The organism is Trinickia fusca (assembly GCF_003628145.1).
Taxonomy (GTDB): Bacteria; Pseudomonadota; Gammaproteobacteria; order Burkholderiales; family Burkholderiaceae; genus Trinickia; species Trinickia fusca.
In genome coordinates this window covers 758,726-783,659 of sequence record NZ_RBZV01000002.1, presented here as the reverse complement: position 1 = coordinate 783,659, position 24,934 = coordinate 758,726, and the positions used below count along the sequence as shown (strand labels likewise).

At 67.2% G+C, this 24,934-nt stretch carries 16 protein-coding genes; 5 read left to right on the top strand and 11 right to left on the bottom strand.

All coding sequences use genetic code 11. The features are described from left to right. Nucleotides 1-20: 20 nt before the first annotated feature. The 5 genes from D7S89_RS08255 to D7S89_RS08235 all read right to left on the bottom strand — a co-directional run bounded on the left by D7S89_RS08255 (nt 21) and on the right by D7S89_RS08235 (nt 6,344). Nucleotides 21-719 carry a YggS family pyridoxal phosphate-dependent enzyme gene (locus D7S89_RS08255; protein ID WP_121277119.1) on the bottom strand — a complete coding sequence of 233 codons (699 nt, stop codon included), beginning with the start codon at nt 717-719 and terminating at the stop codon, nt 21-23. Nucleotides 720-852: 133 nt separating this feature from the next. Further along, a complete protein-coding gene (gene glcF, locus D7S89_RS08250; protein WP_121277118.1) occupies nt 853-2,100 on the bottom strand; it encodes a glycolate oxidase subunit GlcF in 1,248 nt (415 codons plus the stop codon). Between the two features lie 34 nt (nt 2,101-2,134). Beyond that, nucleotides 2,135-3,223, bottom strand: a complete 1,089-nt coding sequence (glcE, locus tag D7S89_RS08245) for a glycolate oxidase subunit GlcE (RefSeq protein ID WP_121277117.1) — start codon at nt 3,221-3,223, stop codon at nt 2,135-2,137. 188 nt (nt 3,224-3,411) lie between these two features. After that, nucleotides 3,412-4,905 (bottom strand): FAD-linked oxidase C-terminal domain-containing protein, encoded by a 1,494-nt coding sequence (locus D7S89_RS08240; RefSeq protein WP_121277116.1) that lies wholly within the window; start codon nt 4,903-4,905, stop codon nt 3,412-3,414. 17 nt (nt 4,906-4,922) lie between these two features. Beyond that, nucleotides 4,923-6,344, bottom strand: coding sequence for an FAD-binding oxidoreductase (locus D7S89_RS08235; RefSeq protein WP_121277115.1), 1,422 nt, complete (start codon nt 6,342-6,344; stop codon nt 4,923-4,925). 226 nt (nt 6,345-6,570) lie between these two features. Here D7S89_RS08235 and D7S89_RS08230 point away from each other — a divergent pair, with 226 nt between their 5' ends. Together D7S89_RS08230 and hmpA are read left to right on the top strand one after the other, a co-directional pair. Beyond that, a complete protein-coding gene (locus D7S89_RS08230) occupies nt 6,571-7,152 on the top strand; it encodes a cob(I)yrinic acid a,c-diamide adenosyltransferase (RefSeq protein ID WP_121277368.1) in 582 nt (193 codons plus the stop codon). Between the two features lie 132 nt (nt 7,153-7,284). Beyond that, complete coding sequence (hmpA, locus tag D7S89_RS08225; protein ID WP_121277114.1) at nt 7,285-8,493, top strand: NO-inducible flavohemoprotein; 1,209 nt, start codon at nt 7,285-7,287, stop codon at nt 8,491-8,493. A gap of 121 nt (nt 8,494-8,614) precedes the next feature. On the opposite strand, the gene aroG is transcribed toward hmpA, so the two are convergent. The 4 genes from aroG to D7S89_RS08200 all read right to left on the bottom strand — a co-directional run bounded on the left by aroG (nt 8,615) and on the right by D7S89_RS08200 (nt 16,692). Further along, entirely contained in the window at nt 8,615-9,688 is a 1,074-nt protein-coding gene (gene aroG, locus D7S89_RS08220) for a 3-deoxy-7-phosphoheptulonate synthase AroG (RefSeq protein ID WP_121277113.1), read from the bottom strand. A gap of 346 nt (nt 9,689-10,034) precedes the next feature. After that, nucleotides 10,035-11,501, bottom strand: a complete 1,467-nt coding sequence (gene tldD, locus D7S89_RS08210; protein ID WP_121277112.1) for a metalloprotease TldD — start codon at nt 11,499-11,501, stop codon at nt 10,035-10,037. Nucleotides 11,502-11,585: 84 nt separating this feature from the next. Beyond that, entirely contained in the window at nt 11,586-12,428 is an 843-nt protein-coding gene (locus D7S89_RS08205; protein ID WP_121277111.1) for a carbon-nitrogen hydrolase family protein, read from the bottom strand. Between the two features lie 40 nt (nt 12,429-12,468). Next, a complete protein-coding gene (locus D7S89_RS08200; RefSeq protein ID WP_121277110.1) occupies nt 12,469-16,692 on the bottom strand; it encodes a YhdP family protein in 4,224 nt (1,407 codons plus the stop codon). Between the two features lie 183 nt (nt 16,693-16,875). Here D7S89_RS08200 and glnE point away from each other — a divergent pair, with 183 nt between their 5' ends. Then, nucleotides 16,876-19,662 carry a bifunctional [glutamate--ammonia ligase]-adenylyl-L-tyrosine phosphorylase/[glutamate--ammonia-ligase] adenylyltransferase gene (gene glnE, locus D7S89_RS08195; protein ID WP_121277109.1) on the top strand — a complete coding sequence of 929 codons (2,787 nt, stop codon included), beginning with the start codon at nt 16,876-16,878 and terminating at the stop codon, nt 19,660-19,662. A gap of 82 nt (nt 19,663-19,744) precedes the next feature. Here the strand turns inward: glnE and recN are convergent, their stop codons facing one another. Together recN and D7S89_RS08185 are read right to left on the bottom strand one after the other, a co-directional pair. After that, entirely contained in the window at nt 19,745-21,421 is a 1,677-nt protein-coding gene (gene recN / locus D7S89_RS08190; protein ID WP_121277108.1) for a DNA repair protein RecN, read from the bottom strand. A 63-nt stretch (nt 21,422-21,484) separates the two neighbouring features. Next, a complete protein-coding gene (locus D7S89_RS08185; protein WP_121277107.1) occupies nt 21,485-22,387 on the bottom strand; it encodes an NAD kinase in 903 nt (300 codons plus the stop codon). A 260-nt stretch (nt 22,388-22,647) separates the two neighbouring features. On the opposite strand from D7S89_RS08185, the gene hrcA reads away from it, so the two are divergent. Both hrcA and hemH read left to right on the top strand, forming a co-directional pair. Next, the gene (gene hrcA / locus D7S89_RS08180) at nt 22,648-23,667 is read left to right on the top strand and encodes a heat-inducible transcriptional repressor HrcA (RefSeq protein WP_121277106.1); all 1,020 of its coding nucleotides are present in this window, start codon (nt 22,648-22,650) and stop codon (nt 23,665-23,667) included. Between the two features lie 190 nt (nt 23,668-23,857). Then, nucleotides 23,858-24,925: a ferrochelatase gene (gene hemH / locus D7S89_RS08175; RefSeq protein WP_121277105.1), complete on the top strand. Its 1,068-nt coding sequence runs from the start codon at nt 23,858-23,860 to the stop codon at nt 24,923-24,925. Nucleotides 24,926-24,934 lie beyond the last annotated feature (9 nt).

Below are 24,934 nucleotides of genomic sequence, written 5' to 3'. Positions count from 1 at the left end.
CAGGGGAAACGGGGGGCGGCTCAGTGCGAGTAGTCGCGCGTGCCGAAGATGGCCGTGCCGATGCGCACGATCGTCGCACCTTCGAGCACGGCCGCTTCGAGATCGCCCGACATGCCCATCGACAACGTATCGAGCGCCAACCCGTCGGCGCGCAATTGCTCGAACAGCGTGCGGAGTAGGCGGTGCGGCTCGCGTTGGGCGGCCAGGTTGGCGGCAGGTTCGGGAATCGACATGAGCCCACGCAGCCGCAGACTCGGCAACGCGGCGATGGCATGGGCGAGCGCGGCCACTTCGTCGGGGGCGACGCCGGCCTTGGTCGCTTCGCCGCTCACGTTCACTTGCAGACAGACGCTCAAAGGCGGCAGGTGCGCGGGGCGTTGTTCGGCGAGCCGTTGGGCGATCTTGAGCCGGTCGACCGAATGCACCCAGTCGAACTGTTCGGCGACGGGCCGCGTCTTGTTGGACTGGAGCGGGCCGATGAAATGCCATTCGAGATCCGCGCGCAGATCGGCGAGCGCCTCGATCTTGTCGAGCGCTTCCTGCACGTAGTTTTCACCGAACGCGCGCTGGCCAGCCGCATGGGCGGCGCGGACGTCCTCGGCCGGAAACGTCTTCGAGACGGCGAGCAGCTTGACGGAGCCAGGGTCGCGCCGGGCGTCGCGCGCGGCTTGCTCGATGCGACGGTGCACTGCGTCGAGGGGTTGAGCGAGATCGGGCATGTTGGGCCAGGCAAAAGCGGCGTACCGACGCGAGCAGCGCGGCGGTGCGCACGAGTCGAAGGTGATGCGCTCGATTATACGGAGGCCCGCACGCGGGCCGGCGATTTCCTCACACCGCAACGGCCATGAGCCATCAGCCGTACAACAGGTGTTCGACGAGCTCGATCCAGTGCCCGACCGGCGTCGCCGTACCGCTTTGTAGATGGGCGATGCAGCCGACGTTGGCCGACACGATCATCTGCGGTTCGAGCGCATTGAGGCTTTCGACCTTGCGATCGCGCAGCGTATAGGCGAGGGCGGGCTGCATGATCGAGTAAGTGCCGGCCGAGCCGCAGCACAGATGGCTGTCGGCGGGCAGCCTCACTTCGATGCCGAGTGCGCCGAGCAGCTGCTCGACCTTGCCGCGGATTTGCTGCCCATGCTGCAAGGTGCACGGTGGATGGAACGCGACCGTGTGCACGCCGCGCCGCCGTGCGAGCGCGGCCAGCTCGGTTTCGAATCCGCACAGGACTTCGACGACGTCACGCGCGAGCGCCGTGATGCGCTGCGCCTTGTCCGCATACGCCGGATCGCCGCGCAGCAGGTGCGCATATTCCTTGATGGTCGCGCCGCAGCCGGATGCGTTGATCACGATCGCTTCGACGCCGGCCTCGACGTGCGGCCACCAGGCGTCGATGTTACGGCGCGCGTCGTCGAGCGCTTCGTCTCGATAGCCGAGGTGCAGGCGGATCGCGCCGCAGCAGCCGGCTTCGGGCTCGATGACGGTTTCGATCCCGAGCGCGTCGAGCACGCGCGCCGTCGCGATGTTGATGTTCGGCAGCATCGCGGGCTGCACGCAGCCCGCTAGCAGCAGCATCTTGCGCGTGTGCGTGCCCGCCGAGCCCGCCGCGTTGGCTTCGGGCCATTCGAGCAGACGCTGACGCGCGGGCACCTTGTCGCGCAGCTTGCGCGGCAGGAATGGCCGCACGGCCTGGCCGAGCCGCATGGCGGGGGCGAACAGCGTGCTGCTGGGTAGGAAGCTCGCCAGGAAACGCCGCACGAGCCGCTGCCCGGTCGGACGCGGAACGGTCGCCTCGACGTGCTGGCGGCCGATTTCGGCGAGTCGCCCGTACTGCACGCCGGACGGGCAGGTGGTTTCGCAGCTGCGGCAGGTCAGGCAGCGGTCCAGATGCAGCTGTGTGCTGCGCGTGACGGGCGCGCCCTCGACCATCTGCTTGATCAGGTAGATGCGCCCGCGCGGGCCGTCGAGCTCGTCGCCGAGCAGTTGGTAGGTCGGGCACGTCGCCGTGCAGAAGCCGCAGTGCACACACTTGCGCAGGATCGCATCGGCTTCTTCACCGTCGGGCGTGTTGCGGATGAAGTCTGCGAGATGGGTTTGCATGGAGTGGGCGCTTCGTCAGGCGGGTTCGAGGCGGTCAGAAGTCGGGGTACAGGCGGCCGCGGTTGAAGATGCGCGCGGGATCGAACGCCGCTTTGAGGCCGCGGTGAATCTTCATCAACGGTGCCGGCAGCGGCGTGAACACGCCGGCGCTGCGATCGAACGCGCTCCCCGCGCGAAAGATCGTCGCGTGGCCACCGGCCTGCTTGGCGCTCATGCGGACTGTCTGGGCATCGGCATCGGTGATCCACCAGCGCTGCGCGCCGCCCCATTCCATCAACTGGGCGCCGGGCAACTGCAGCGGTTCGGTAATCGACGGCAGCGCGAGACGCCACAGTGCCGCCTTCGGTGCGATCGCCGCGAAGAACGGATCGGTCTGCTCGCGCAGGCCTTCCCAGAATCGTTCGGCTTCCACCGCGTCGACGACTTCGCCGCCGAGCACGTTGCGCGCCGTCTTCACGGCGCTTTCAGCGCCTGACAGACGCACGGCCAGCGTGCCGTTGCGCCAGGCGCTCGCGGTGATCGGCAGCGGCCGGCCGCCCCATTCGTTGAGCTTGCGCACGGCGTCGGTGCCGTTCATGTCGAACTTCAGCGTCGCTTCGGCGGCGGGCCTCGGCAGCACCTTCACCGACAGCTCGAGCATGAGCCCCAGCGTGCCCAGCGAGCCCGCCAGGAGCCGTGCGACGTCGTAGCCGGCGACGTTCTTCACCACCTGGCCGCCGAAGCGCAGCATCTCGCCTTGGGCGTTCATCAGCACGGCACCGAGCACGAAGTCGCGCGGTGCACCGGCCGACGCGCGGCGCGGGCCCGCGATGCCGGTCGCGATGCAGCCGCCGAACGTCGCCGTGCGGCCGAAGTGCGGCGGTTCGAAAGCGAGCATCTGGTTGTGTTCGGCGAGCGCCGCTTCGAGTTCGGCCAGCGGCGTGCCGCAGCGCGCCGTGATCACGAGCTCGGCTGGGTCGTAGGAGACGATGCCGCGATACGCGCGCGTATCGAGAATCTCGCCTTGCAGCGATTGGCCGTACCAGTCCTTGGTGCCCGAGCCGCGCACGCGCAGGGGGCGCTCGTCGGCCGTGGCCGCGCGGATGCGCTCGGACCACTGGGCGACGATGTCGTCATCTTGCATGGCTTCTCGCTTCGTGGTGTCGTTGATCCGGTCGCGCCGGATTTTTGCAAGTCATGCCGTCTTTGCCTCAGGAGAATTGTACCGGTCGACTCCTCGCCGGCAAGCCGGGCTGGCCCTGCCCGGGTTGATCCTCATGGTACGACGGCGCGCGCCTGCTTCTGCCGGTGCGGCGCGCCGTCGGCGTCGCGCTAAAAGCGCGGCAGGTCGGGGTGCGGCAACAGGCCGCCGCGTACGTGCAGCTTGCCGTACTCGGCACAGCGTGCGCGCGTCGGGATGCCCTTGGTCGGATTGAGCAGCTCCGCCGGATCGAACGCGCGCTTGACGGCGAAGAACGCAGCGCGCTCGGCTTCGGAGAATTGCACGCACATCGAGTTGAGCTTCTCGATGCCGACGCCGTGTTCCCCTGTCACCGTGCCGCCGAGCTCGACGCAGGCTTCGAGGATGTCGGCGCCGAACGCCTCGGCGCGCCGCAGTTCGTCGGGATCGTTGCCGTTGAACAGGATCAGCGGATGCATGTTGCCGTCGCCCGCATGGAACACGTTCATGCAGCGCAGGCCGTACTTGGACTCCATCGTTTCGATGCGGGCCAGCAGCATGCCGATCGTGCGTCGCGGCACCGTGCCATCCATGCAGTAGTAGTCGGGCGAAACGCGGCCCGCGGCCGGAAACGCATTCTTGCGGCCGGACCAGAATTTCAGACGCTCGGCCTCGGTGCGCGAGATCTGCAACCGTGTCGCGCCATGCTCGCGCAGCACGGCCGTCATGCGCACGATCTCCTCGGCCACTTCCTCGGGCGTGCCGTCCGATTCGCAGAGCAGGATCGCGGCCGCGTCGAGATCGTAGCCCGCGCCGACGAACGATTCGACGGCACGCGTCGCGGGCTTGTCCATCATCTCGAGCCCGGCCGGGATGATGCCCGCGGCGATGATGGCCGCCACCGCCTCGCCGCCCTTGACGACGTCGTCGAAGCTCGCCAACACCACCTGGGCGGTTTGCGGCTTGGGGATCAGCTTGACCGTCACCTCGGTCACGATCGCGAACATGCCCTCGCTGCCGATCATCACGGCGAGCAGGTCGAGCCCCGGCGCATCGGGAGCCAGCGAGCCGAACTCGACGATCTCGCCATCCATCGTCACGGCGCGCACGCGCAGCACGTTGTGCACGGTCAGTCCGTACTTGAGGCAATGCACGCCGCCCGAGTTCTCCGACACATTGCCGCCGATCGTGCAGGCGATCTGCGACGACGGATCGGGCGCGTAATAGAGCCCGTAGGGCGCCGCGGCTTCGGAGACGGCCAGGTTGCGCACGCCCGGCTGCACGGTGGCCGTGCGTGCATACGGATCGACATCGACGATCTTCGTGAAGCGCGCGAGCGAGAGCACGATGCCGTGCCCGATCGGCGTCGCGCCGCCCGAGAGCCCGGTGCCGGCGCCGCGCGGCACGACCGGCACGCCGATCCGGCGGCAGATCTGCACGACGCGCTGGACCTGCGCCTCGGTTTCGGGCAGCGCCACGGCCAGCGGCAATTGTCGATAGACGCTGAGGCCGTCGCACTCGTAGGGTGCCGTGTCTTCGTCTCGATAGAGCAGGCAGTGCGGCGGCAGCGTCGCCATCAGCGCTTGCACGACTTCACGCTGACGTTCGGCGCGACCTTCGGTTGCGCTCTGCGCTAAGGCTTCCATGGACTTTGCTCCGTCGTTCAAGCCGTGTAGGAAAAGATCTTGCCGGGATTCATCAGGTTGCGCGGATCGAGCGCATGTTTGATCGCGCGCATCGCATCGACGCCGTCGGCGCCGTGCTCGTCGATGAGGAAATCCATCTTGTGCAGGCCGATGCCGTGCTCGCCCGTGCAGGTGCCGCCCATGCGCAGCGCGCGCCCGACCACGCGCCGGTTCAATCGCTCGGCTTCGGCAAGTTCGTCGGGCCTGGCCGGATCGATCAGCATCGCCACGTGGAAGTTGCCGTCGCCGACGTGGCCGACGATCGGGCACGGCAGCGGCGAGCCGCGCAAATCCTGCTCGGTCTCGACGACGCACTCGGCCAGCCGCGAGATCGGCACGCAGACGTCGGTCGTCACGGCGCGACAGCCCGGCTTCAGTTGCAGCATCGCGAAGAACGCATTGTGGCGCGCGTTCCACAGCCGGCTGCGCTCCTCGGGCCGCGTGGCCCACGCAAAGCCGCTGCCCGCATGCTCGGCGGCGAGGCTTTGGACCTGTTCGGCCTGTTCCTTGACGCTTGCCTCGGTGCCGTGGAATTCGAAGAACAGCGTCGGCGATTCGGCGAGCGCCAGGTTCGAATGCCGGTTGATCGCGCGGATCGCGAGCGCATCGACGAACTCGACGCGCGCGATCGGTACGCCGAGCTGAATCGTCTCGATGACGGTGCGCACGGCGTCGCCCATCGACGGAAACGCGCACACGGCAGCCGAGACCGCCTCGGGCTGCGGATACAGGCGCACCGTTACCTCGGTGATGACGCCGAGCGTGCCCTCGGAGCCGACGAGCAGCCGCGTGAGGTCATAGCCGGCCGACGACTTGCGGGCGCGCGTGCCGGTTTTCACGACGCGCGAGTCGGCCAGCACGACGGTCAAGCCGAGTACGTTCTCGCGCATCGTCCCGTAGCGCACGGCATTGGTGCCCGACGCGCGCGTGGCGGCCATCCCGCCGAGGCTCGCGTCGGCGCCGGGGTCGATCGGGAAGAACAGGCCCGTGTCGCGCAGTGCGTCGTTGAGCGTTTTGCGCGAGACGCCGGCTTCGACGGTCGCCGTCAGATCGTCGGCATCGATGGACACGATGCGATTCATGCCCGAGACGTCGACGCTGACGCCGCCTTCGACGGCCAGCAGATGGCCTTCGAGCGACGAGCCGTTGCCGTAGGGGATCACCGGCACATCGTGGCGCGCGCACAGCGTGACGGCCGTGCGGACATCCTCGGTGCTGCACGCGAACACGACGGCGTCGGGCAACTGCGGATCGAACGGCGACTCGTCGCGGCCATGATGCGCGCGCACGGCCTCGGCCGTCGACACACGATCGCCGAACGCAGCTTGCAGCGCGGTCAGCAGTTCGGCGGGGAACGGGCGGCGAGGGCGGATGGCCGCTGCGGGCGCGGGATGGTTCAAGGATGTCTCCTGGCATGGGCGCGCGGTGCGCTCGCGCGCTCGTGTCTCGTTTTATGACGATGAGGTTGACCGGGCACGCGCAATTGAGCGGTCGTTTCATTCTACGCCGAACAGACTTCGCCAAAATTGGCGCAAATCCGCGCCGCGACTGTCGCTGCGGGCTTCTATAATGGGTCGCTTCGCGACGCCTGCTACCTGGGCGTGCGCCACGAAAGGAGCGACGACAATGGGCCACCGCTTGAGCAAGATCGCCACGCGTACGGGTGACGACGGCACGACAGGCCTCGGCGACGGCCGCCGCGTGCGCAAGGACGATGTGCGCGTGGCCGCGATGGGCGATGTCGACGAACTCAACTCGCAGATCGGCGTGCTGCTCTGCGAGCCGCTGCCCGACGATGTGCGCGATGCGCTCGTCACGATCCAGCACGATCTGTTCGACCTGGGTGGCGAGCTATGCATACCGGGTCATACGATGGTGACCGACGCGCACCTTGCCCGGCTCGACGGCTGGCTCGCGCACTACAACGCCGCTTTGCCGCCGCTCAAGGAGTTCATCCTGCCCGGCGGCACGCGCGCGGCGGCGTTGGCTCATGTGTGCCGCACCGTCTGCCGGCGTGCCGAACGGACGATCGTCGCACTTGACGCAGTCGGTGCGCTCGACGCAGGCGGTTCGGCTGTTCCGCTCGCGGCGACGCCGCGTCGCTATGTGAACCGGCTCTCCGATTTGCTGTTCGTGCTGGCGCGCGTGCTGAACCGTGTCGGCGGCGGCAGTGACGTGCTGTGGGAGCCTGGCCGCACCGCGCAATAGGGGCCTGACCGTTTCGACATAGCCCACGACGGGCCCGCGAGGTTAAGTCCGCTGCGGTGCGACAAAGTGACCTATACCGTCTTGTCCTCTTTAACATGTATCTTAGATGCATCTTAAAGAGGAGCAGCAGACATGACGCCCGTTCTCACCGCCGATCAAATCTCCCGCGTCAAGGCCACCGCGCCGGTCTTCGCGCAGCATGGCACGACGATCACGAAGCACTTTTATCGGCGCATGTTTGCGAACCGTCCCGAGCTGCGCAACCTGTTCAACCAGACGCACCAGGCGAGCGGCAGCCAAGCCGATACGCTGGCCCGGGCCGTGTATGCCTATGCGGCCAACATCGACAACCTGGGAGCGCTGGGCGCGGCCGTGGGCCGAATCACGCACAAGCACGCGAGCCTGAATATCCGTCCCGAGCACTATCCGATCGTCGGCGAGCATCTGCTGGCGTCGGTCGTCGAAGTGCTCGGCGACGCCGTCGATGCTGAGACACTCGAAGCCTGGCGCTTGGCCTATGCGCAACTGGCGCAGCTCATGATCGGCGTCGAGGCGAAGCTGTACGAGCAAGCGGCGTGGAGCGGCTATCGCCCGTTCATCGTGGCGCGCAAGGAAGTGGAGAGCGACGAGATCACGTCGTTCTACCTGACGCCGGCGGACGGTGCAGCCGCTTGTGGCTACGAGCCGGGCCAGTTCGTGACGGTCAAGCGCTACGTCGGCGAACTCGGCGTCGATCAACCGCGCCAATACAGCCTCTCGGACGCCCCGAACGGCCAGCACCTGCGCATTTCGGTCAAGCGCGAGGGCGGCAACGAGCAGATTCCGCCGGGACGTCTGTCGACGCTGCTGCATGACGGTGTGGAAGAGGGCGCAATCGTCGAAGTGACGGCGCCCATGGGTGATTTCCGCCTCGATCGCACGAAGACGACGCCGGTCGTGCTCGTGTCGGGCGGGGTCGGCATCACGCCGATGGTGTCGATGCTCTCGACGCTGATCGCCGACGGCAGCACGCGCCGCGTGGCGTTCGTGCATGCGTGCCGCAACGGCCGCGTGCATGCGTTCAAGACGTGGCTCGGCGAGGCCGTGGCCTGCCATCCGAACGTCACGCGCGCCGTCTTCTATGAAGAGCTCGAAGCAACCGACCGCGAGGGCGTCGACTACGACTACGAAGGCCGTATCGACTTTGCGCGCCTGGCCGATCAGGCCGTGCTGCCCGATGCCGACTACTACCTGTGCGGGCCGCTGGCGTTCATGCAGGCACAGCGCGATGCGCTGGTGGCGCGCGGCGTCGACGCGTCGCGTATCCACAGCGAAGTCTTCGGTTCGGGCGCGCTCGAATAACGCACCGAACGAGGCGGCTCAGGCCGCCGCTCACCTTGATTGAGCCTTATGCGCCGCTCGTTCCCCTGCGAGCGGCGTTTTTTTCTGCGTCGCGCCACCGGGCATATCGCGTCAGGCAGTCTCAGTTGCCGCTGCCGCGCGCAATACGGCGTTGCTTGACGCTGTCGGCGAGCCCTTCGAGCACGGCGATGCTCTCGTCCCAGCCGATGCACGCATCGGTGATGCTCTGGCCGTAAGTCAGCGTGCAGTTTTCCTGCAGATCCTGACGCCCTGCGACGAGGTGCGATTCGACCATCACGCCGACGATGCGTTCGTCGCCGTTCGCGATCTGACGGCCGATGTCGGCGCACACGGGAATCTGGTTCTCGTGCTTCTTCGAGCTGTTCGCGTGGCTCGCATCGATCATGAGCCGGGCAGCGAGCCCCGCCTTGCTGACGTCGGAGCAGGCCGCGTCGACGCTGGCCGCATCGTAGTTCGGCGTCTTGCCGCCGCGCAGGATCACATGGCAGTCCTCATTGCCTGCCGTCGAGACGATCGCCGAATGTCCGCCCTTGGTCACGGACAGGAAATGGTGCGGCTGCGAGGCGGCCTTGATCGCATCGACCGCGATCTTCACGTTGCCGTCGGTGCCATTCTTGAAGCCGACCGGGCACGAGAGGCCCGAGGCGAGTTCGCGGTGCACCTGCGACTCGGTCGTGCGCGCACCGATGGCGCCCCACGAGACCAGATCGGCGATGTACTGCGGGCTGATCATGTCGAGGTATTCGGTGCCGGCGGGCAGGCCGAGCGCATTGATGTCGACGAGCAACTCGCGCGCGGCGCGCAGGCCGTCGTTGATCTTGAAGCTGTTGTCGAGGTGCGGGTCGTTGATGAGGCCCTTCCAGCCGACGGTCGTGCGCGGCTTCTCGAAGTACACGCGCATGACGATCTCGAGCTCGCCGGCAAAGCGCTTGCGCTGCTCGACGAGACGCTGCGCGTATTCGATCGCCGCCTTCGGGTCGTGAATCGAGCAGGGCCCGATGATCACGATCAGGCGGTCGTCCATGCCGTGCAGAATCCGATGCAGCGCCTGGCGTGTGCCATAGATCAGGTCCGCTACGCTCTCCGTGCACGGAAACTCGCGAATGAGGTGCGCGGGCGGCTGGAGTTCTTTGAGTTCACGGATGCGTACGTCATCGGTGTTGTACGGGGGCATGCTGTTTTTCTCCTCATCGGTTCGGTACAGCGTTCGCCGCAGGGCAAGCGCTCAATCGGCCCGGGACCGCCGGGGCGAAAAAAAACCGCCGGGTTTGGCCGGCGGTTTTTCGGGAAATCGGGTGCGATCAACGCGCTAACACCCCTCTCGATCCGCCGGCGGACTGAGATGCCAAAAGAAGTAAAAGTAAAACTTCGTGGACATGGCGCGCGTGTTGCTCGTCAAAAAGGGTTCTTACGCTTTATACGCTGTTTAGGCGCGGGTGGCAACCCGCGCCGCCTAAAAATGCGGACAATCCGCGCTCAGGAGTGCTCTGATGCAACTATCGAGCATTCTGGTTTGGCGATCAAACCGTTCCGCCGACCGTCATGCGGTCGATGCGCAACGTCGGCTGACCGACGCCGACCGGCACGCTCTGGCCTTCCTTGCCGCACACGCCAACGCCCGTGTCGAGCGACATGTCGTTGCCGATCATGCTCACGTACTTGAGCGATTCCGGCCCGCTGCCGATCAACGTCGCGCCCTTGACCGGGTACGTGATCTTGCCGTTTTCGATCATGTACGCCTCGGACGCCGAGAACACGAACTTGCCGTTCGTGATGTCGACCTGGCCGCCACCGAAGTTGACCGCATAGAGCCCGTTCTTGACCGACGCCAGGATCTCGCCGGGGTCCTTGTCGCCGTTGAGCATGTACGTATTCGTCATGCGCGGCATCGGCAGCGCCGCGTACGATTCGCGGCGCGCGTTGCCCGTCACGTTCATCTTCATGAGCCGTGCGTTCAGCGTGTCCTGGATGTAGCCCTTGAGCACGCCGTCTTCGATCAGCGTCGTGCATTGCGTCGGGTTGCCCTCGTCGTCGACGTTGAGCGAGCCGCGGCGGTTCGGCAGCGTGCCGTCGTCGACGACGGTCACGCCCTTGGCGGCCACACGCTCGCCGATGCGGCCGGCGAACGCCGACGAGCCCTTGCGGTTGAAGTCGCCTTCGAGGCCGTGGCCGATGGCTTCGTGCAGCAGCACGCCGGGCCAGCCGGGGCCCAGCACGACCGTCATCGCGCCGGCCGGTGCGGGCCGCGCGTCGAGATTGACGAGCGCGGACTTCACGGCGTCGTCGACATAGCGCGAAAGCACCTCGTCGGTGAAGTACGCATAGTCGAAACGGCCGCCACCGCCGCCGCTGCCGATTTCGCGCCGGCCGTTCTGTTCGGCGATCACGGTCACCGACACACGCACGAGCGGGCGGATGTCGGCCGCGAGTGCGCCGTCGCTGCGCGCGATCAGCACGACGTCGTACTCGCCGGCGAGCCCGGCCATCACTTGCGTGATGCGCGGGTCGCGGCCGCGCGCCATTTTCTCGATGCGCTCGAGCAGCTTGACCTTGGCCGTCGCGTCGAGCGAAGCGAGCGGATCGGCCGGCAGATACAGATCGCGGCCCGACACGCCCGTGAGCGCGCTCGCCACTTTCACCTTCTGCTTGCCGCCGCCGGCCCTGGCGATCGAGCGCGTGGCCATCGCGGCCTGCGCGAGCGCCTCGGGCGAGAGGTCGTCCGAATAGGCGAAGGCCGTGCGCTCGCCTGACACGGCACGCACGCCGACGCCCTTGTCGATGCTGAAGCTGCCCGACTTCACAATGCCTTCCTCGAGGCTCCACGCTTCACTGCGCGTGGCCTGGAAGTAGAGATCCGCGTAGTCGACGCGGTGCGTGAAGATGTCGCCGAGCGTGCGGATGAGCAGCCCTTCGTCGAGGCCGTACGGCGTGAGCAGGATGTCCTTCGCTGTTGCGAGGTTGCGGATGCCGGGTTCGATAACGTTCATACGATCTTGTCGGATACCAAAAAGAAGGCAATGCCTAATGCGGATAGTGGATAGTGATTCTCTCGGGCAGACGCTTGGCAAGCGCTAGCGCAGCACGCGATGCCGCCACGCGGGCAGGCTGCGTCTCACCTCGTCGATGCGCGCGCGATCGATGTCGCCCGTCACGACGCCGGGGCCCTCGTCGCTACGCTGCCCGACGATCTCGCCCCATGGGTCGATCAACATGCTGTGTCCCCAGGTGCGGCGCCCGTTTTCATGGGTGCCGCCTTGCGCCGCGGCGAGCACGTAGCACTGGTTTTCGACCGCCCGAGCTCGCAGCAGCGTTTCCCAATGCGCGCGCCCCGTCGTATACGTGAACGCTGACGGCACGACGATCAATGCAACGTCACCCATACGCCGATACAGCTCCGGAAAGCGCAGATCGTAGCAGACCGACAATCCAACCCGGCCGAACGGCGCATCGAACACGCACACTTCGCTGCCTGGACGGATCGTGCGCGCCTCGTCGAACGACTCGCTGCCTTTCTCGAAATTGAACAGGTGGATCTTGTCGTAGCGTGCCCGCTCGACGCCTTCGGGGTCGAAGACCAGCGTCGTGTTCAGCACGCGGGCGTGATCCGGGGTAGGGGTCGTGACCGCAAGCGGCAGCGTGCCGCCGATGATCCACACGCGGTGGCGGCGTGCGCTGTCGGCGAGAAACCGTTGGATCGGGCCGTCGCCGTATGTTTCGCGGATGGCCAGCTTGTCGGCCTCGCGATGGCCCATGAAGCAGAAGTATTCGGGCAGCAGGACGAGCTGCGCACCTTCACCGGCCGCCTGGGCGATGAGCCGGCCGGCTTCGTCGAGATTGCGCTCGCGCTCCGGCGTGCTGACCATTTGCAGCGCGCTCACGCGAAAGGGCGTCAGGATGGCATGTCGATCGCTCATGAATTCGGTGTCGGATGCTGCCGGGCGACTCGTCGGAGCATCAGTGGCCGGTCGCCTCGGCCGGAGCAGCCATCTTACCCCGATCGCCCGACACCCGCTCGACCTGCGGATGCGACCACGAGCCCGTGACCGCGTACTGCACGGCGAACGCATGCGAGATCGATTGCGCGAGCGCCAGGTTCGCGACGAACGCGCCGAGCCCCACCAGCGGATTGACGATCGTCGCGGCGATCACGGCCGAGCCCGCGTTAATCGTCGGCGTGACTTCCACGCGCAGGTTCTGGGTTTCGGCGGCGAGGTCCACGGTGCCCGCCAGATCGGCGCGTACGGGTGCCGTGACCATGCGGAAGTCCTCGGTGCGCGCGATGCCGTCGTTGACCTGGCCGGTCGCCGTCACGCTCTCGAACGGCAAGCCTTCGCCGATCACGTCCTTGAAGTTCAGCGTGAGTACGCGCGTGAGGCTCTGCAGGCTCAGCACGCCGAGCAGCTTCGCGACGCCGGGGTCGACCTTCAGGATCTGCCCGTGGTGCAGCTCGAGCTTCATGAGGCCGTTCAGCGTGGGGTAGTCGACGGCTGTCGGGCCGCCGCGCCAGCCCACCTTGCCCGCGAGCGAGCCGCTGCCGGCCTTCACCGTGCGCGGCAGGCCCAGGCGATCGAGCAGGCCACCTGCATCGGCGATGTCGAGCGTGAACTCGATGACGGTGCGGCGCGGCGCATCGGGGCCGGCGTTGGCGCCGAGCCGGCGCGCGGCACGCCAGTTGGCGTTGGCATTCAGATGGACGGCCGGGTTGGTCAGTTCGAGCTTGTCGAGCTGCCAGACCGGCACGCCGTCCATGTCGAGGTTGCGCGCGTTGACGGCGAGCTTGCCGAGGCTGCGCCCGTGCAGGATCAGATCGTCGACGAGCAGGTCGATGGCCGGCATTTTCTGCGTCGACGTCGACGACATCATCTGCCCGACCGGGTCCGGGCCGGCCGACGCCGGAATCGCCGCCTTCGTGAAGTGGGCCTGCAGCACGCCGGAGGGCCCGTTGGCGATGCCCGGTTGCCACAACACGTCGCCCATGACTTCGTTCGATGCGATCTTCGCCCGCCAGTCGCGTTCTCCGTGGGTCGCATCGATCGCGACGTTCGACCATTGGCGGTTCAACAGCTTCAATGTGTCCGTGTGCAGCATGAACCGGCTCGGCATGAACTGCGCCGCCGGTACGGCGCTTGCCTGCGCGAACCCCGCCGCGGCTTGCGGCTGCTCGCCGGCCGGTGCGGTTGCGACCGCTTTCGCGGAGGCTTCGCCGAGCTGCAGGTCGGCGATGAGGGCACGCCAGGCATCGGCGTCGAATGTCTGCAAGTCGGCGACCGCGCTCACGCCTTCGGCCGGTGGCACGGCGCTGTGGCCGATACCGATCGCGCCTTGCTCGACGACCCAGTGCGCGCGCGGCGTGCCAGCCTCGCGATGCAGCACGTAGGACGCGGCCAGCGGGCCCAATTGCAGCTCGGCGCGCCCGCGCGGCGAGGGCCCGTTCGCGAGCGGCTTGAGCGTGAACGAGAACGGCATCGGCGTGCCGCGCGACTTGGCGAGCGGAGCAGGGAAGTCGAGTGCGAGCCCGGTCAGATCCGAGCTCGCGACGATGTCGGGCGTGCCGCCTTTGCCGCCGCGCACCTGCACGCTGTACGGCGCATCGCCGAACAGGTGGCCGAGCAGCCGCGTAGCGGGCCCTTGCACGTCGAGCTCGCGCGCGCTGTCGGCCGCGATGCGTCCATCGATGTCGAAGGCGTACTTGCCGTTCGAGTCCAGCGCGCCGCCCGCTCGTACGCCGCCGCCGAGCCAGCGGCCCGCGACGCGCTCGAGCGACAGCGAGTGCTCGGTGAAATGCACGCGTCCCGCGAGCTGTTCGAGCGGCGGCCATTGCGGTGCAGCGATCGTATTGCCGAGCAGGCCGACGGTGCCCGCCACGCTCACGTGCGCGTCGGCCGTGCGCGGCACGGTCAGCGTGAGCGCCAGCGTGGCCGGGCCGCTCGCGCTGAGCTTGTCGCCGACGTGCCCGGTCATGCCGGCCACCGCGCTGTCGTTGACGTAGGCGAGAAAATCGGGGAGCGGACCGCGCGCGTGGCCGTCGATGATGAGGTTCGAGGCGTGCGTGCCGAGATCGTCGATGCGTCCGGTGACGTGCTCGAGCGCCACCTGTTTATAGCGGGCCCGGTCGATGTCGAAGCGCAGGACGTTCTCGCGCAGCGTAAAGACGCCGTCGATGCCGTCGAACGCAGGCCAGACGTCCGGCGTGCCGTTCTTGAGCGTCTTCTGTGGGTACGGCGTGGGATCGAACTTGCCGCCCGTGAACGGCGCGACGATGCGGAAAATGCCCGCCTTCGGATTGCGCGAGTAGGGGAATTCGTCGAGCCCGCCATGCACTTCGATCGTCGCATTGCGGCTGACGCCGTCCTGCAGACCGTGTCCCAGGTAGTGGCGCAGATGGTCGCCGACGCTCGTCGGCAGATAACGCGGAATGGCGGGCACCTTGGCGCGCTCGATGTTGGCCGTCAGATCGAGCGAACCGCGGCCGTGGCCCGGGTTCGTATAGTTCGCCACGACCCGGCCGACGGTGTCGTCATTTTCGACGCGCAGGTCCGCGACGCGTATCGCAAAGGCCTTGTGCGGCTGCCCGGGCGCAGGCGTGACCGTCCACTCGCCGTGTCCGGCGAGCCGCGTGAAGGTCAGGCGTGGATCGTCGAATTCGCCAGGAACCGTCAGCGCGGCGTTGACCGTATCGAGGCTCACGGTGCCGTGCGTTTCGTCCGCATCGATCGTGCCCCACAGATTTTCGAAGCCAGGCAAGCCCGCGCGCGGGTGGCCCGCCGGCGACAGCCCTGGCGGCGGCTCCTGCGCCGACAGGCTGATGCCTTGCAGCTCGCCTTTGAACCGGTAGTGCACGACCGGCGCGGTGCCGCTCACCCGTTCTTCGTTCGCGGCGAGCGCGTCGACCGGGCGGGCACGCTCGACGCCGATCGTGTAGTTGGCGACCATGCCGCGCGGATCGAACCGCACGAGCTCGTCGAGGAAGCGGCGCGGTACCGGCAGCGCGCGCGAGAATTCGGCGAGGAGGCCGAGGTCGACGCGGTCGCCGGACACCTCCATCAGTTGGCCCGCCTCGACGCTCGGCACGCGGTAGTGACCCGACAGCGTCGTGAGCGCGAGCGTGCGCGAGACCGGCGTGCCATCGGCCAGCGGCGGCTGGCCCAGTTCGGCGTGCAGGTTCGTCAGTCTCAGACGGTAGTCGCGATGCGGCTCGATTTGCAGCGTCCAGCCGAAGCGGGCGACCGGCATGTCGAGGCGCGGTTGCGTCGGACGCACGCGCAGCGCGACTTCGTAGCCTTGCAGCTGACCGCTGGCCGAGCGGATATGGCCGCCGGAGAAGCCCAGCCAGATCGCGTTGTCGATGTGGCCCGCGTAAGTCTCGATCGGAAAGTCGACGTAACGCGCGAGCGCGGGCAGATCGACCGGGCCCGTCGACACGTACGCCTGCCCGCTCCAGTTCTGCGGCTTGCCGGCCACCGCGAGGGGCAGATGGCGAAAGCGGGCGCGAAAGTCGAGCGGGCCTTTGAGCACCGTGCCGTCGGGCGGCGCCTGCAAGGCCACGCGATGCGTGAGCCCGCTGTTCAGAATCGCCGCGCGGATCTCGTGCAGTGCGAGCTCGGGCGCCGCTTTGCGCGCGTCGCGCCAGCGCAGCGTCCCGCCGCGCAGCACGATGGCCTGCTGGGAGAGCAGCCAGGTCGAGAACGTGTCGCTGCCGGCGTGCGTGGTCGCGACCTGTATGCCGCCGACCGACAGGGTGCCGTCGGCGGCACGCGCGACGAGCACGTCGGGTCGTTCGACGACGAGACTCGCGAGCACCGGCCGTACGCGCACCAGCGACGACCAAGACAGCGACGCCGTCGCATGCGGCACGGTCAGCGCGAGGCGGCCGTCCCGATCGCGGATCGTGAGGTCGGTCACGTCGATTCCGGGCTCCAGGCCGGACCAGTGCGCGGCGAGCTTGCCGATCCGCAGCTGGGCGTTCAACTTCGTGGAGACCAGGGCTTCGATGCGCGGACGAAAATCGTCGATGCGCGGCAGGACGACATAACGCAGGCCCAGAAAGAGGCCTGCGGCGAGGCAGTAGATGATGAACGCGGCCGCGAGGGCTATTTTGAGCAGACGGCGCAACAGCGGATCATCGGGGCGTGCGTGTCCGGCGAAGGTGGCTTCGGCGGATTCCTTGCTGTCGGACATGCTGCGGTAAATCGGGGATATGGTAGTTTTGCGTCTCAGACGACGAAATGTATCACAGCGCCTCGTCTCGGCCTTTTGCCGAAAACCCTTGCCGCGCTTGCGCCGCGAAGATCGCCATCCCTGCGACTTGCGCGCCGGCGCACCTCGCGACACCCCAGCGCAACAAGCGAGCCACATTCCTTCATGACCTTCGCCGAATTGCTGAGTTCCCATTACTCGTCCTATGTCGCGCGTGCGGTTGCTGCGCGGCCTGAGCTTGCCGCACAGATCGCCGATTGGGCGCAGGAGAGCGTCACGCGCGAGCGCATCGATGCCCGGCTCGATGCCTTGACCGCCGAGTATCGAGGGGCGCAGGGCCTCGCACCCACGACGCCGCTGGGTGAAGACGCGCTTCGCCACGTGCTGCGCCGCCTGCGCACCGAAGTGTTCTGCACCGTCATGGAGCGCGACCTGGCGGGCCGCGCCGACCTCGCCGAAGTCACGGGCACGATGACGGACCTCGCCGAGGCGGTGATCCAGCGCGCGCTGGCGGTGCTGTCGGCCGATCTCGAAGCGTTGTTCGGCGAGCCGCGCGGGCAGGATGGGGAGCGGCTCACGCTCGGCGTGGTCGGCATGGGCAAGCTGGGTGGGCGCGAGCTCAACGCGTCGTCGGACATCGACCTCATTTTCGTCTACGAGGACGACGGCGAGACGGCTGGCGGCACGCGCGCGCCGATCGCCACGCAGGATTTCTTCACGCGGCTCGGGCGCCGGCTGATCGGCGCACTGGCCGAGGTGACCGCCGATGGCTACGTGTTCCGCGTCGACATGCGGCTGCGTCCGAACGGCGATTCGGGGCCGCTCGTGTGCAGCCTCGGCATGCTCGAAGAGTATTTCTATGTACAGGGCCGCGAGTGGGAGCGCTACGCGTGGATCAAGGGGCGCCTCGTCTCCGAGGGCGAGAGCCCGGCGGCGCAGCGGCTTTCGAGCCAGCTCGAGGCGCTCGTCAAGCCGTTCGTCTACCGGCGCTACCTCGACTTCGGCGTGATCGCGGCGATCCGCTCGCTGCATCAGCAGATTCGCGAAGAGGCACGCCGCCGCGCCACGATGCGTCCCGACAAGGCCGACGACATCAAGCTGGGCCGCGGCGGTATTCGCGAGATCGAATTCAGCGCACAAGTCTTCCAGTTGATTCGCGGCGGTCAGGATGCCGGTTTTCGCGTGCGTCCGACGCTCGCGGTGCTGCGCCATGCGACCCAGTGTGGACTGATCTCGCCGTCCGTCTGCGCCGATCTTTCGCATGCCTACCGCTTCCTGCGCGAGCTCGAACATCGGCTCCAATACCGCCACGACGCGCAGACGCACGCCATGCCGGTCGATCCCGAGGAGCGCATGCGGCTGGCGGCCTCCCTGGGTTTCGCCGACTACGCAGCACTGAAAGCCAAACTCGATGGTTATCGCGAGATCGTCGAGGCGCAGTTCGATCAAATCTTTGCCGACAAAACGCGCGGCGATGACGAGAGCGTCGCCGCCGAGCTCTGGAGCAGCGACCTCGACGACGAAGCCGCTGGCGCTGAGCTGCTCGCGCGCTTGCAGACGCTCGGCATCGCCGACGCGGCCGAGGTGCTCTCGCGCTTGCGCGGCATGCGGCAATCGTCGCGCTACCAGGGGCTGCCCGAGCGCAGCCGGGAGCGGTTCGACGCGATCGCACGGCGTGCACTCGAGATCGCGGCCAAGCTCGAGCCCGCGGACAAGCGCGGCCAGACGATCGTGCGGCTGTTCGATCTGCTCGAGGCGGTCGGCCGCCGCGGCGCGTACCTCGCGTTGCTCAACGAATATCCGGCCGCGCTCGAGCGTGTGCTGGGCCTGCTCGGGGCCTCGCGTTGGGCGGCCGGCTACCTGACCCGGCATCCGCAGCTGCTCGACGAACTGCTCGACGACGAAGCGATCGCCAGCCCGTTCGATTGGGCCGGGTTCAAGGCGTCGTTGCGTAAACGCCTGGCCGCGGCCGATGGCGTCGAGCATCAGATGGACTTGCTGCGCCACGCGCATCAGGCTGAAGTGTTCCGCATCCTGCTGATCGATCTGGCCGGCAAGCTGACGGTCGAGCAGGTCAGCGACCGGCTCTCCGAGCTCGCCGACTCGGTGCTCGACGTGACGATCGACGCCGTTTGGCAGCAACTGGCCAAGCGCCATCGCGACGTGCCGCGCTTTGCCGTGATCGCATACGGCAAGCTTGGCGGCAAAGAGCTTGGCTATGCGTCGGACCTCGATCTGATCTTTCTTTACGACGACCCCGACGAGCAAGCCGCCGACGTCTACGCGACCTTCACGCGGCGGCTCATCACCTGGCTCACGTCGGCCACGGGCGCCGGGACGCTGTTCGACGTCGATCTGCGATTGCGGCCGAACGGCGAGTCGGGGCTCTTGATCACCGACCTCGATGCGTTCCGGCGCTATCAGCTGCGCGAAGGAGACGCCGCCAACACGGCTTGGGTGTGGGAGCACCAGGCGCTCACGCGCGCACGCTTTTGCGCCGGCGATAGCACGATCGGCGCCGCTTTCGAGGCGATTCGCGAACGCGTGCTGACGACGCCGCGCGATAGCGCGCCGCTAGCGGCCGAAATCAAGGCGATGCGCGAGAAAGTGGCGGCAGGCCATCCCAATCGCAGCACGCTGTTCGACCTCAAGCACGACCGCGGCGGCATGGTCGACATCGAGTTCATCGTGCAGTACTGGGTGCTGCTGCACGCGGAGCGTCACCCCGAACTGATCAGCAACACGGGCAACATCGCGCTGCTGCGCGAAGTCTCGCACTTCGGGATGATGAGCGAGCAGGAGGCCGAGACGGTCGGCGGTGCCTACCGGACTTACCGCAAGCTGCAGCACCGGCTGCGGCTGGACGGGATGGAAGCCGCGCGCGTGGAACACGAGCGCATCGCCGCCGAGCGTGAAGCCGTGCTCAAATTGTGGCAGCGCGTGTTCGGCTGACTCCCATGGAGAAGGGAGGGGCGCGGCGCGGGAGGGCGGAGGCCGCGCCCGTGCGCAAGCCTCCGTGGCGGGGCGGCTGGCGTTAGGCGGCCAGCATTTCTTTCGCGTGCTTGCGCGTGGTGGCGGTGATTTCGAGGCCGCCCAGCATGCGGGCGACTTCCTCGATGCGGTTCGCGTGGTTGAGCGCGCTAACGGTGGAGAGCGTTCCGCCGGCGCCGTCCGCGGCTTTGGCCACCTGAAAGTGGTGATCTCCGCGCGCCGCGACTTGCGGCAAATGCGTGACGCATAGCACCTGGCGGTCGCGGCCGAGCTGATGGAGCAGGCGCCCGACCACTTCGGCGACGCCACCGCCGATGCCCGTGTCGACTTCGTCGAAGATCAGCGTGGGTGTCGGGCTCGCGGCGCTAGCAATGACGGCCAACGCGAGGCTGATACGTGCGAGTTCGCCGCCCGACGCGACTTTCGCGAGCGGGCGCAGCGGTACGCCGGCATGGCCGGCCACGCGGAACTCGATCTGCTCGAGTCCGTGTGCGCCGCCTTCGGTGAGCGAGACGAGCGCGACTTCGAAGCTGCCGCCCGCCATCGACAATTCCTGCATGCCTGTCGTCACGGCCACGCCGAGCGCCTTGGCGGCTTTCGCGCGCGCTTTCGACAGCTGCTTGGCCTCGGTCATATAGGCGCGATGCGTGGCCTCGACCCTTGCCGTCAGCGAATCGAGGTCGGCCGCCGCATCGAGCGCGGCCAGTTGTGCCCGGCGCGCTTCGTGCTCTTCCGGCAGCGTCTCGGGTTGCAGACGGAACTTGCGTGCGAGCGAGTGCAGCGCATCGAGGCGGTGCTCGACTTGCGCGAGGCGGTCCGGGTCGAGCTCCAGTCGTTGCGCATAGTGCGTGAGCGAGTAGCTGGCCTCGCGCAACTGGATTTCGGCCGGCTCGAGTGCTGCGAGTGCGTCGCCGAGCGCCGGATCGATCTCGGCCAGGTCGCGCAGCTTCGAGATGATCGAGCCGAGCTGGCCGATCATCGCTTCGTCGGATTCCGATAGCGCATCGAGCGCGCCGCGCACGCCGTCGATGAGGTTCGCCGAATGCGCGAGCCGGCGGTGCTCGGCGCTGATCTCTTCCCACTCGCCGGCTTGCGGCGCGAGCTTGTCGAGCTCGGTCAGCTGCCATGCGAGCCGTTCGCGCTCGAGCTGCAATTCTCGATCGCGCGTATGGGCGAGCTCGAGCGCGTGCGCGGCGTCGCGCCAGGCACGGTGTGCGCGCGCCACGTTCGTGGCCGCCTGGGTGAGGCCCGCATGGGTGTCGAACAGCATGCGTTGCGCATCGGGACGCATCAGCAGTTGGTGCGCATGCTGGCCGTGAATGTCGACGAGCATTTCGCCGACTTCGCGCAGCTGCGCGAGCGTGGCCGGCGTGCCGTTGATGAAGGCGCGTGAGCGCGCGTTGCTGTCGACGACGCGGCGCAGCAAGACGCGGCAATCGCCAGTGTCCGCGCCGTCGGGCTCCGCGCCGGCCAGTGCGTGTTCGTCGAGCCAGCGCATGACCTCGGGGCTCGCGGCGAACTCGGCGGTGAGGTCGGCCCGGCTCGTACCCGTGCGCACGACGCCGGCATCGGCACGCGCACCGAGCGTGAGCGCGAGCGCGTCGATAAGGATCGATTTTCCGGCGCCTGTTTCGCCGGAAAAGACGGTGAAGCCACGGTCGAATTCGAGGTCGAGCGCGGCGACGATGACGAAGTCGCGTATCGAAAGATGGCGGAGCATGGGAGTCGTGTTGACGGCGTATTCGATGGACCGGCCTTACCCTGCCGGGGCACGCGCGAGCGCCTAGGGCGCCGCGCCCTCTTCATCGGAAGGATGCTCGTTCCAGTGCAGCTTCTGGCGCAAAGTCGCGTAGTAGCTGTAGCCGACCGGATGCAGAAAGGGGACGGTGTGCCGCGAACGGCGCACCTCGATCGTGTCGTTGAGCTGCAGCGCGGTAAACGACTGCATGTCGAAATTCACGTTGACGTCACGCCCGCCGACGATCTGGATGCGCACGTTACTGTCGTCAGGCAACACGATCGGCCGGTTCGACAGCGCGTGTGGGGCGATGGGCACGAGTACGATGCCTTGCAGCTGCGGATGCAGGATCGGCCCCTGCGACGACAGCGCGTAAGCCGTCGAGCCGGTGGGGGTCGCGACGATCAGGCCGTCCGAGCGCTGGTTGTACATGAAGCGGCCGTCGACGAAGACGCGCAGCTCGGCCATGCCCGAAACGCCGCTGCGGTTCACGACGACGTCGTTGAACGCGATGGCGTGGTAGATCGGCTCGCCGTCGCGCTCGATGCGCGCCTCGAGCAGCGAGCGCTCTTCGCGCTCGAAGCTGCCGGCTAGCATCTGCATCACGCGCTGCTGCATCTCCGTAATGGGGATGTCGGTGATGAACCCGAGCCGGCCCTGGTTCACGCCGATCAGCGGCGTGCGGTAGGGCGCGAGCTGGCGGCCGATGCCGAGCATCGTGCCGTCGCCGCCGAGCACGACGGCCACGTCGGCGCGTGCGCCGATCTCGGCCGGCGTGAGCGCCGCGTAGCCGGTCACGCCGATTTCGCGCGCGGTCTCTGCCTCGAACACCACCTCGAAGCCGCGCTTGGCGATGCAAGCGGCGAGCGCCGTCAGCGGCTCGCCGATGCCGGGCGTATTGCTGCGCCCGACGAGCGCAACGGTCTTGAACTGGCTGCCAATTTCCATGCCGGCATTACACCATAGGTGAGAGTCGAAAAGAACCGCCCTGTCGGCTTGCCTACTCGAACGGATGCGGTAAGCAGGTTCGCATGCTTTTATTTGTCGCTAGAATGATGACGTACCGATGACGCGCCCGCCGTTCGGCGCACGATGCCGAGCGGTGGTGTCTGATCGGGTGTTTCCGTCGGCCGGACGGGAATGCGGCAGCTCGCCGGGCGCGGCTAGACGCTCCCGGGGCCCTTGCTGTTCGGCTAAAATTTTGCGTCATGTTAGAACCTCGCGCACAAACTCTCCTCAAGACGCTGATCGAACGGTATATCGCCGAAGGTCAGCCGGTCGGCTCGCGCACGTTGTCGCGGTACTCCGGGCTCGAATTGAGTCCGGCGACGATTCGCAACGTGATGTCGGACCTCGAGGAGCTCGGGCTGGTAGTGAGCCCCCATACGTCGGCGGGGCGTGTGCCGACGCCGCGCGGCTACCGCTTGTTCGTCGATACCATGCTGACCGTCGAATCGGTGGCCGACGAAGACGCGGTGACGCGCGCAGTGCGTACGACGCTGCAGCCCGGCGAGCCGCAGAAGGTGGTGGCGGCGGCCGCGAGCGTGTTGTCGAACCTGTCGCAGTTCGCCGGGGTCGTGCTGACGCCGCGGCGCAGCCACGTCTTCAAGCAGATCGAGTTCATGCGCTTGTCCGACAAGCGCATCCTGCTCATCATCGTGACGCCCGAAGGCGACGTGCAAAACCGCATCATGGCGACCCAGCGCGACTACACGCCCTCGCAGCTGACCGAAGCATCCAATTACATCAACGCGCATTTCGCCGGGTTGTCGTTCGACGAGGTGCGTCGGCGGCTGCGCGAGGAGATCGACGAGTTGCGGGGCGACATGACGGCGCTCATGCATGCGGCCGTCACGGCCAGCACCGAGGAAACCGATACCGGCGAAACCGTGCTGATCTCGGGCGAGCGCAATCTGCTCGAAGTGGCGGACCTTTCGTCTGACATGGCGCGGTTGCGCAAGCTGTTCGACATCTTTGACCAAAAGACGAGCCTCCTGCAGTTACTCGACGTGTCGAGCCACGCCCAAGGCGTGCAGATTTTCATCGGGGGCGAGTCGAAGCTCGTGCCGATCGAGCAAATGAGCGTGGTGACGGCACCTTACGAGGTCAACGGCACGATCGTCGGCACGCTCGGCGTGATCGGGCCGACGCGCATGGCGTACAGCCGTGTCATTCCGATCGTCGACATCACCGCACGGCTTCTGTCGACGGCGTTGAGCCAGCAGTAGCGGCTGCGTGCAGCCTGCACCGCTGCCCCGGGTTGCACGCTGGTGATGGCTATCGTGCCGCGTTTTGCCGCATGCCGCCCATTGGCCGAATGGCTAGTGAGGGCGCGGCAGACGCGCCGCTATAATGGCCCTCACCTGAACCGAAGCCTCGCTGCCGTTTTCCGCGTTGTGAGGCATGCTTTTTCCACACATGCGTTTCGATCTCGAGCTGCCGTCGCAGCCTGCCACGTCCCATCGCGTCGCCGTGCTGCTGATCAACCTCGGCACGCCCGATGCACCGACACCGGGCGCCGTGCGCCGCTATCTCGCGCAGTTCCTGTCGGATCCCCGCGTCGTCGAGATTCCCGCGCCGATCTGGCAGCCGCTGCTGCGCGGCCTGATCCTGCCGCTGCGCGGACGCTCGTCGGCCAAGAAGTACGCCGCCGTCTGGATGCCCGAAGGCTCACCGCTGCGCGTGCATACGGAAAAGCAGACGGAGGCGGTGCGGCAGCTGCTGCACGCGAACGAATATCCGATCATCGTCGACTATGCGATGCGCTACGGCACACCCGGTATAGGTGCCATGCTGAACCAGCTCAAGCTCGCGGGCGCCGAGCGCGTCTTGCTGATGCCGATGTATCCGCAATATTCCGCGTCGACCACGGCCACGGCATTCGATGAAGCGTTCGCCGCATTGCGGCATATGCGCAATCAGCCCGAGATCCGCACGGTGCGGCACTATTGCGACCATCCCGCCTATATCCACGCGCTGGCCGAGCAGGTGCGGCAATACTGGGCGGCACACGGCCGGCCCGAGTTCGCGGCCGGTGACAAACTCGTGCTGAGCTTTCACGGCGTGCCCAAGCGGACGCTCGATCTCGGCGACCCGTACCACGACCAGTGCCGGCAGACGGCCGCCCTGCTGATGGGCGAGCTCGGGCTCACGTCGACGGAGTGCCGTGTGACCTTCCAGTCGCGATTCGGCAAGGCGGAGTGGTTGCAGCCCTATACGGCGCCCACGCTGCACGAACTTGGTGCCGCGGGCGTGCGCCGCGCCGACGTGTTCTGTCCCGGCTTCACCGCCGACTGCCTCGAAACGATCGAGGAGATCGGTATCGAAGTGCGCGACGAGTTCCTGCATGCGGGTGGCAAGGCGTTTCACAGGATTCCTTGTCTCAATGCGGCGCCGGCCTGGATCGCCGCGCTCGGTGAGATCGTTGCCCAGCATCTGCAGGGCTGGCCGGCGCGGGCGTCCTCGCCGCTCGGTGCCGTCGCATGACGAGCCAGG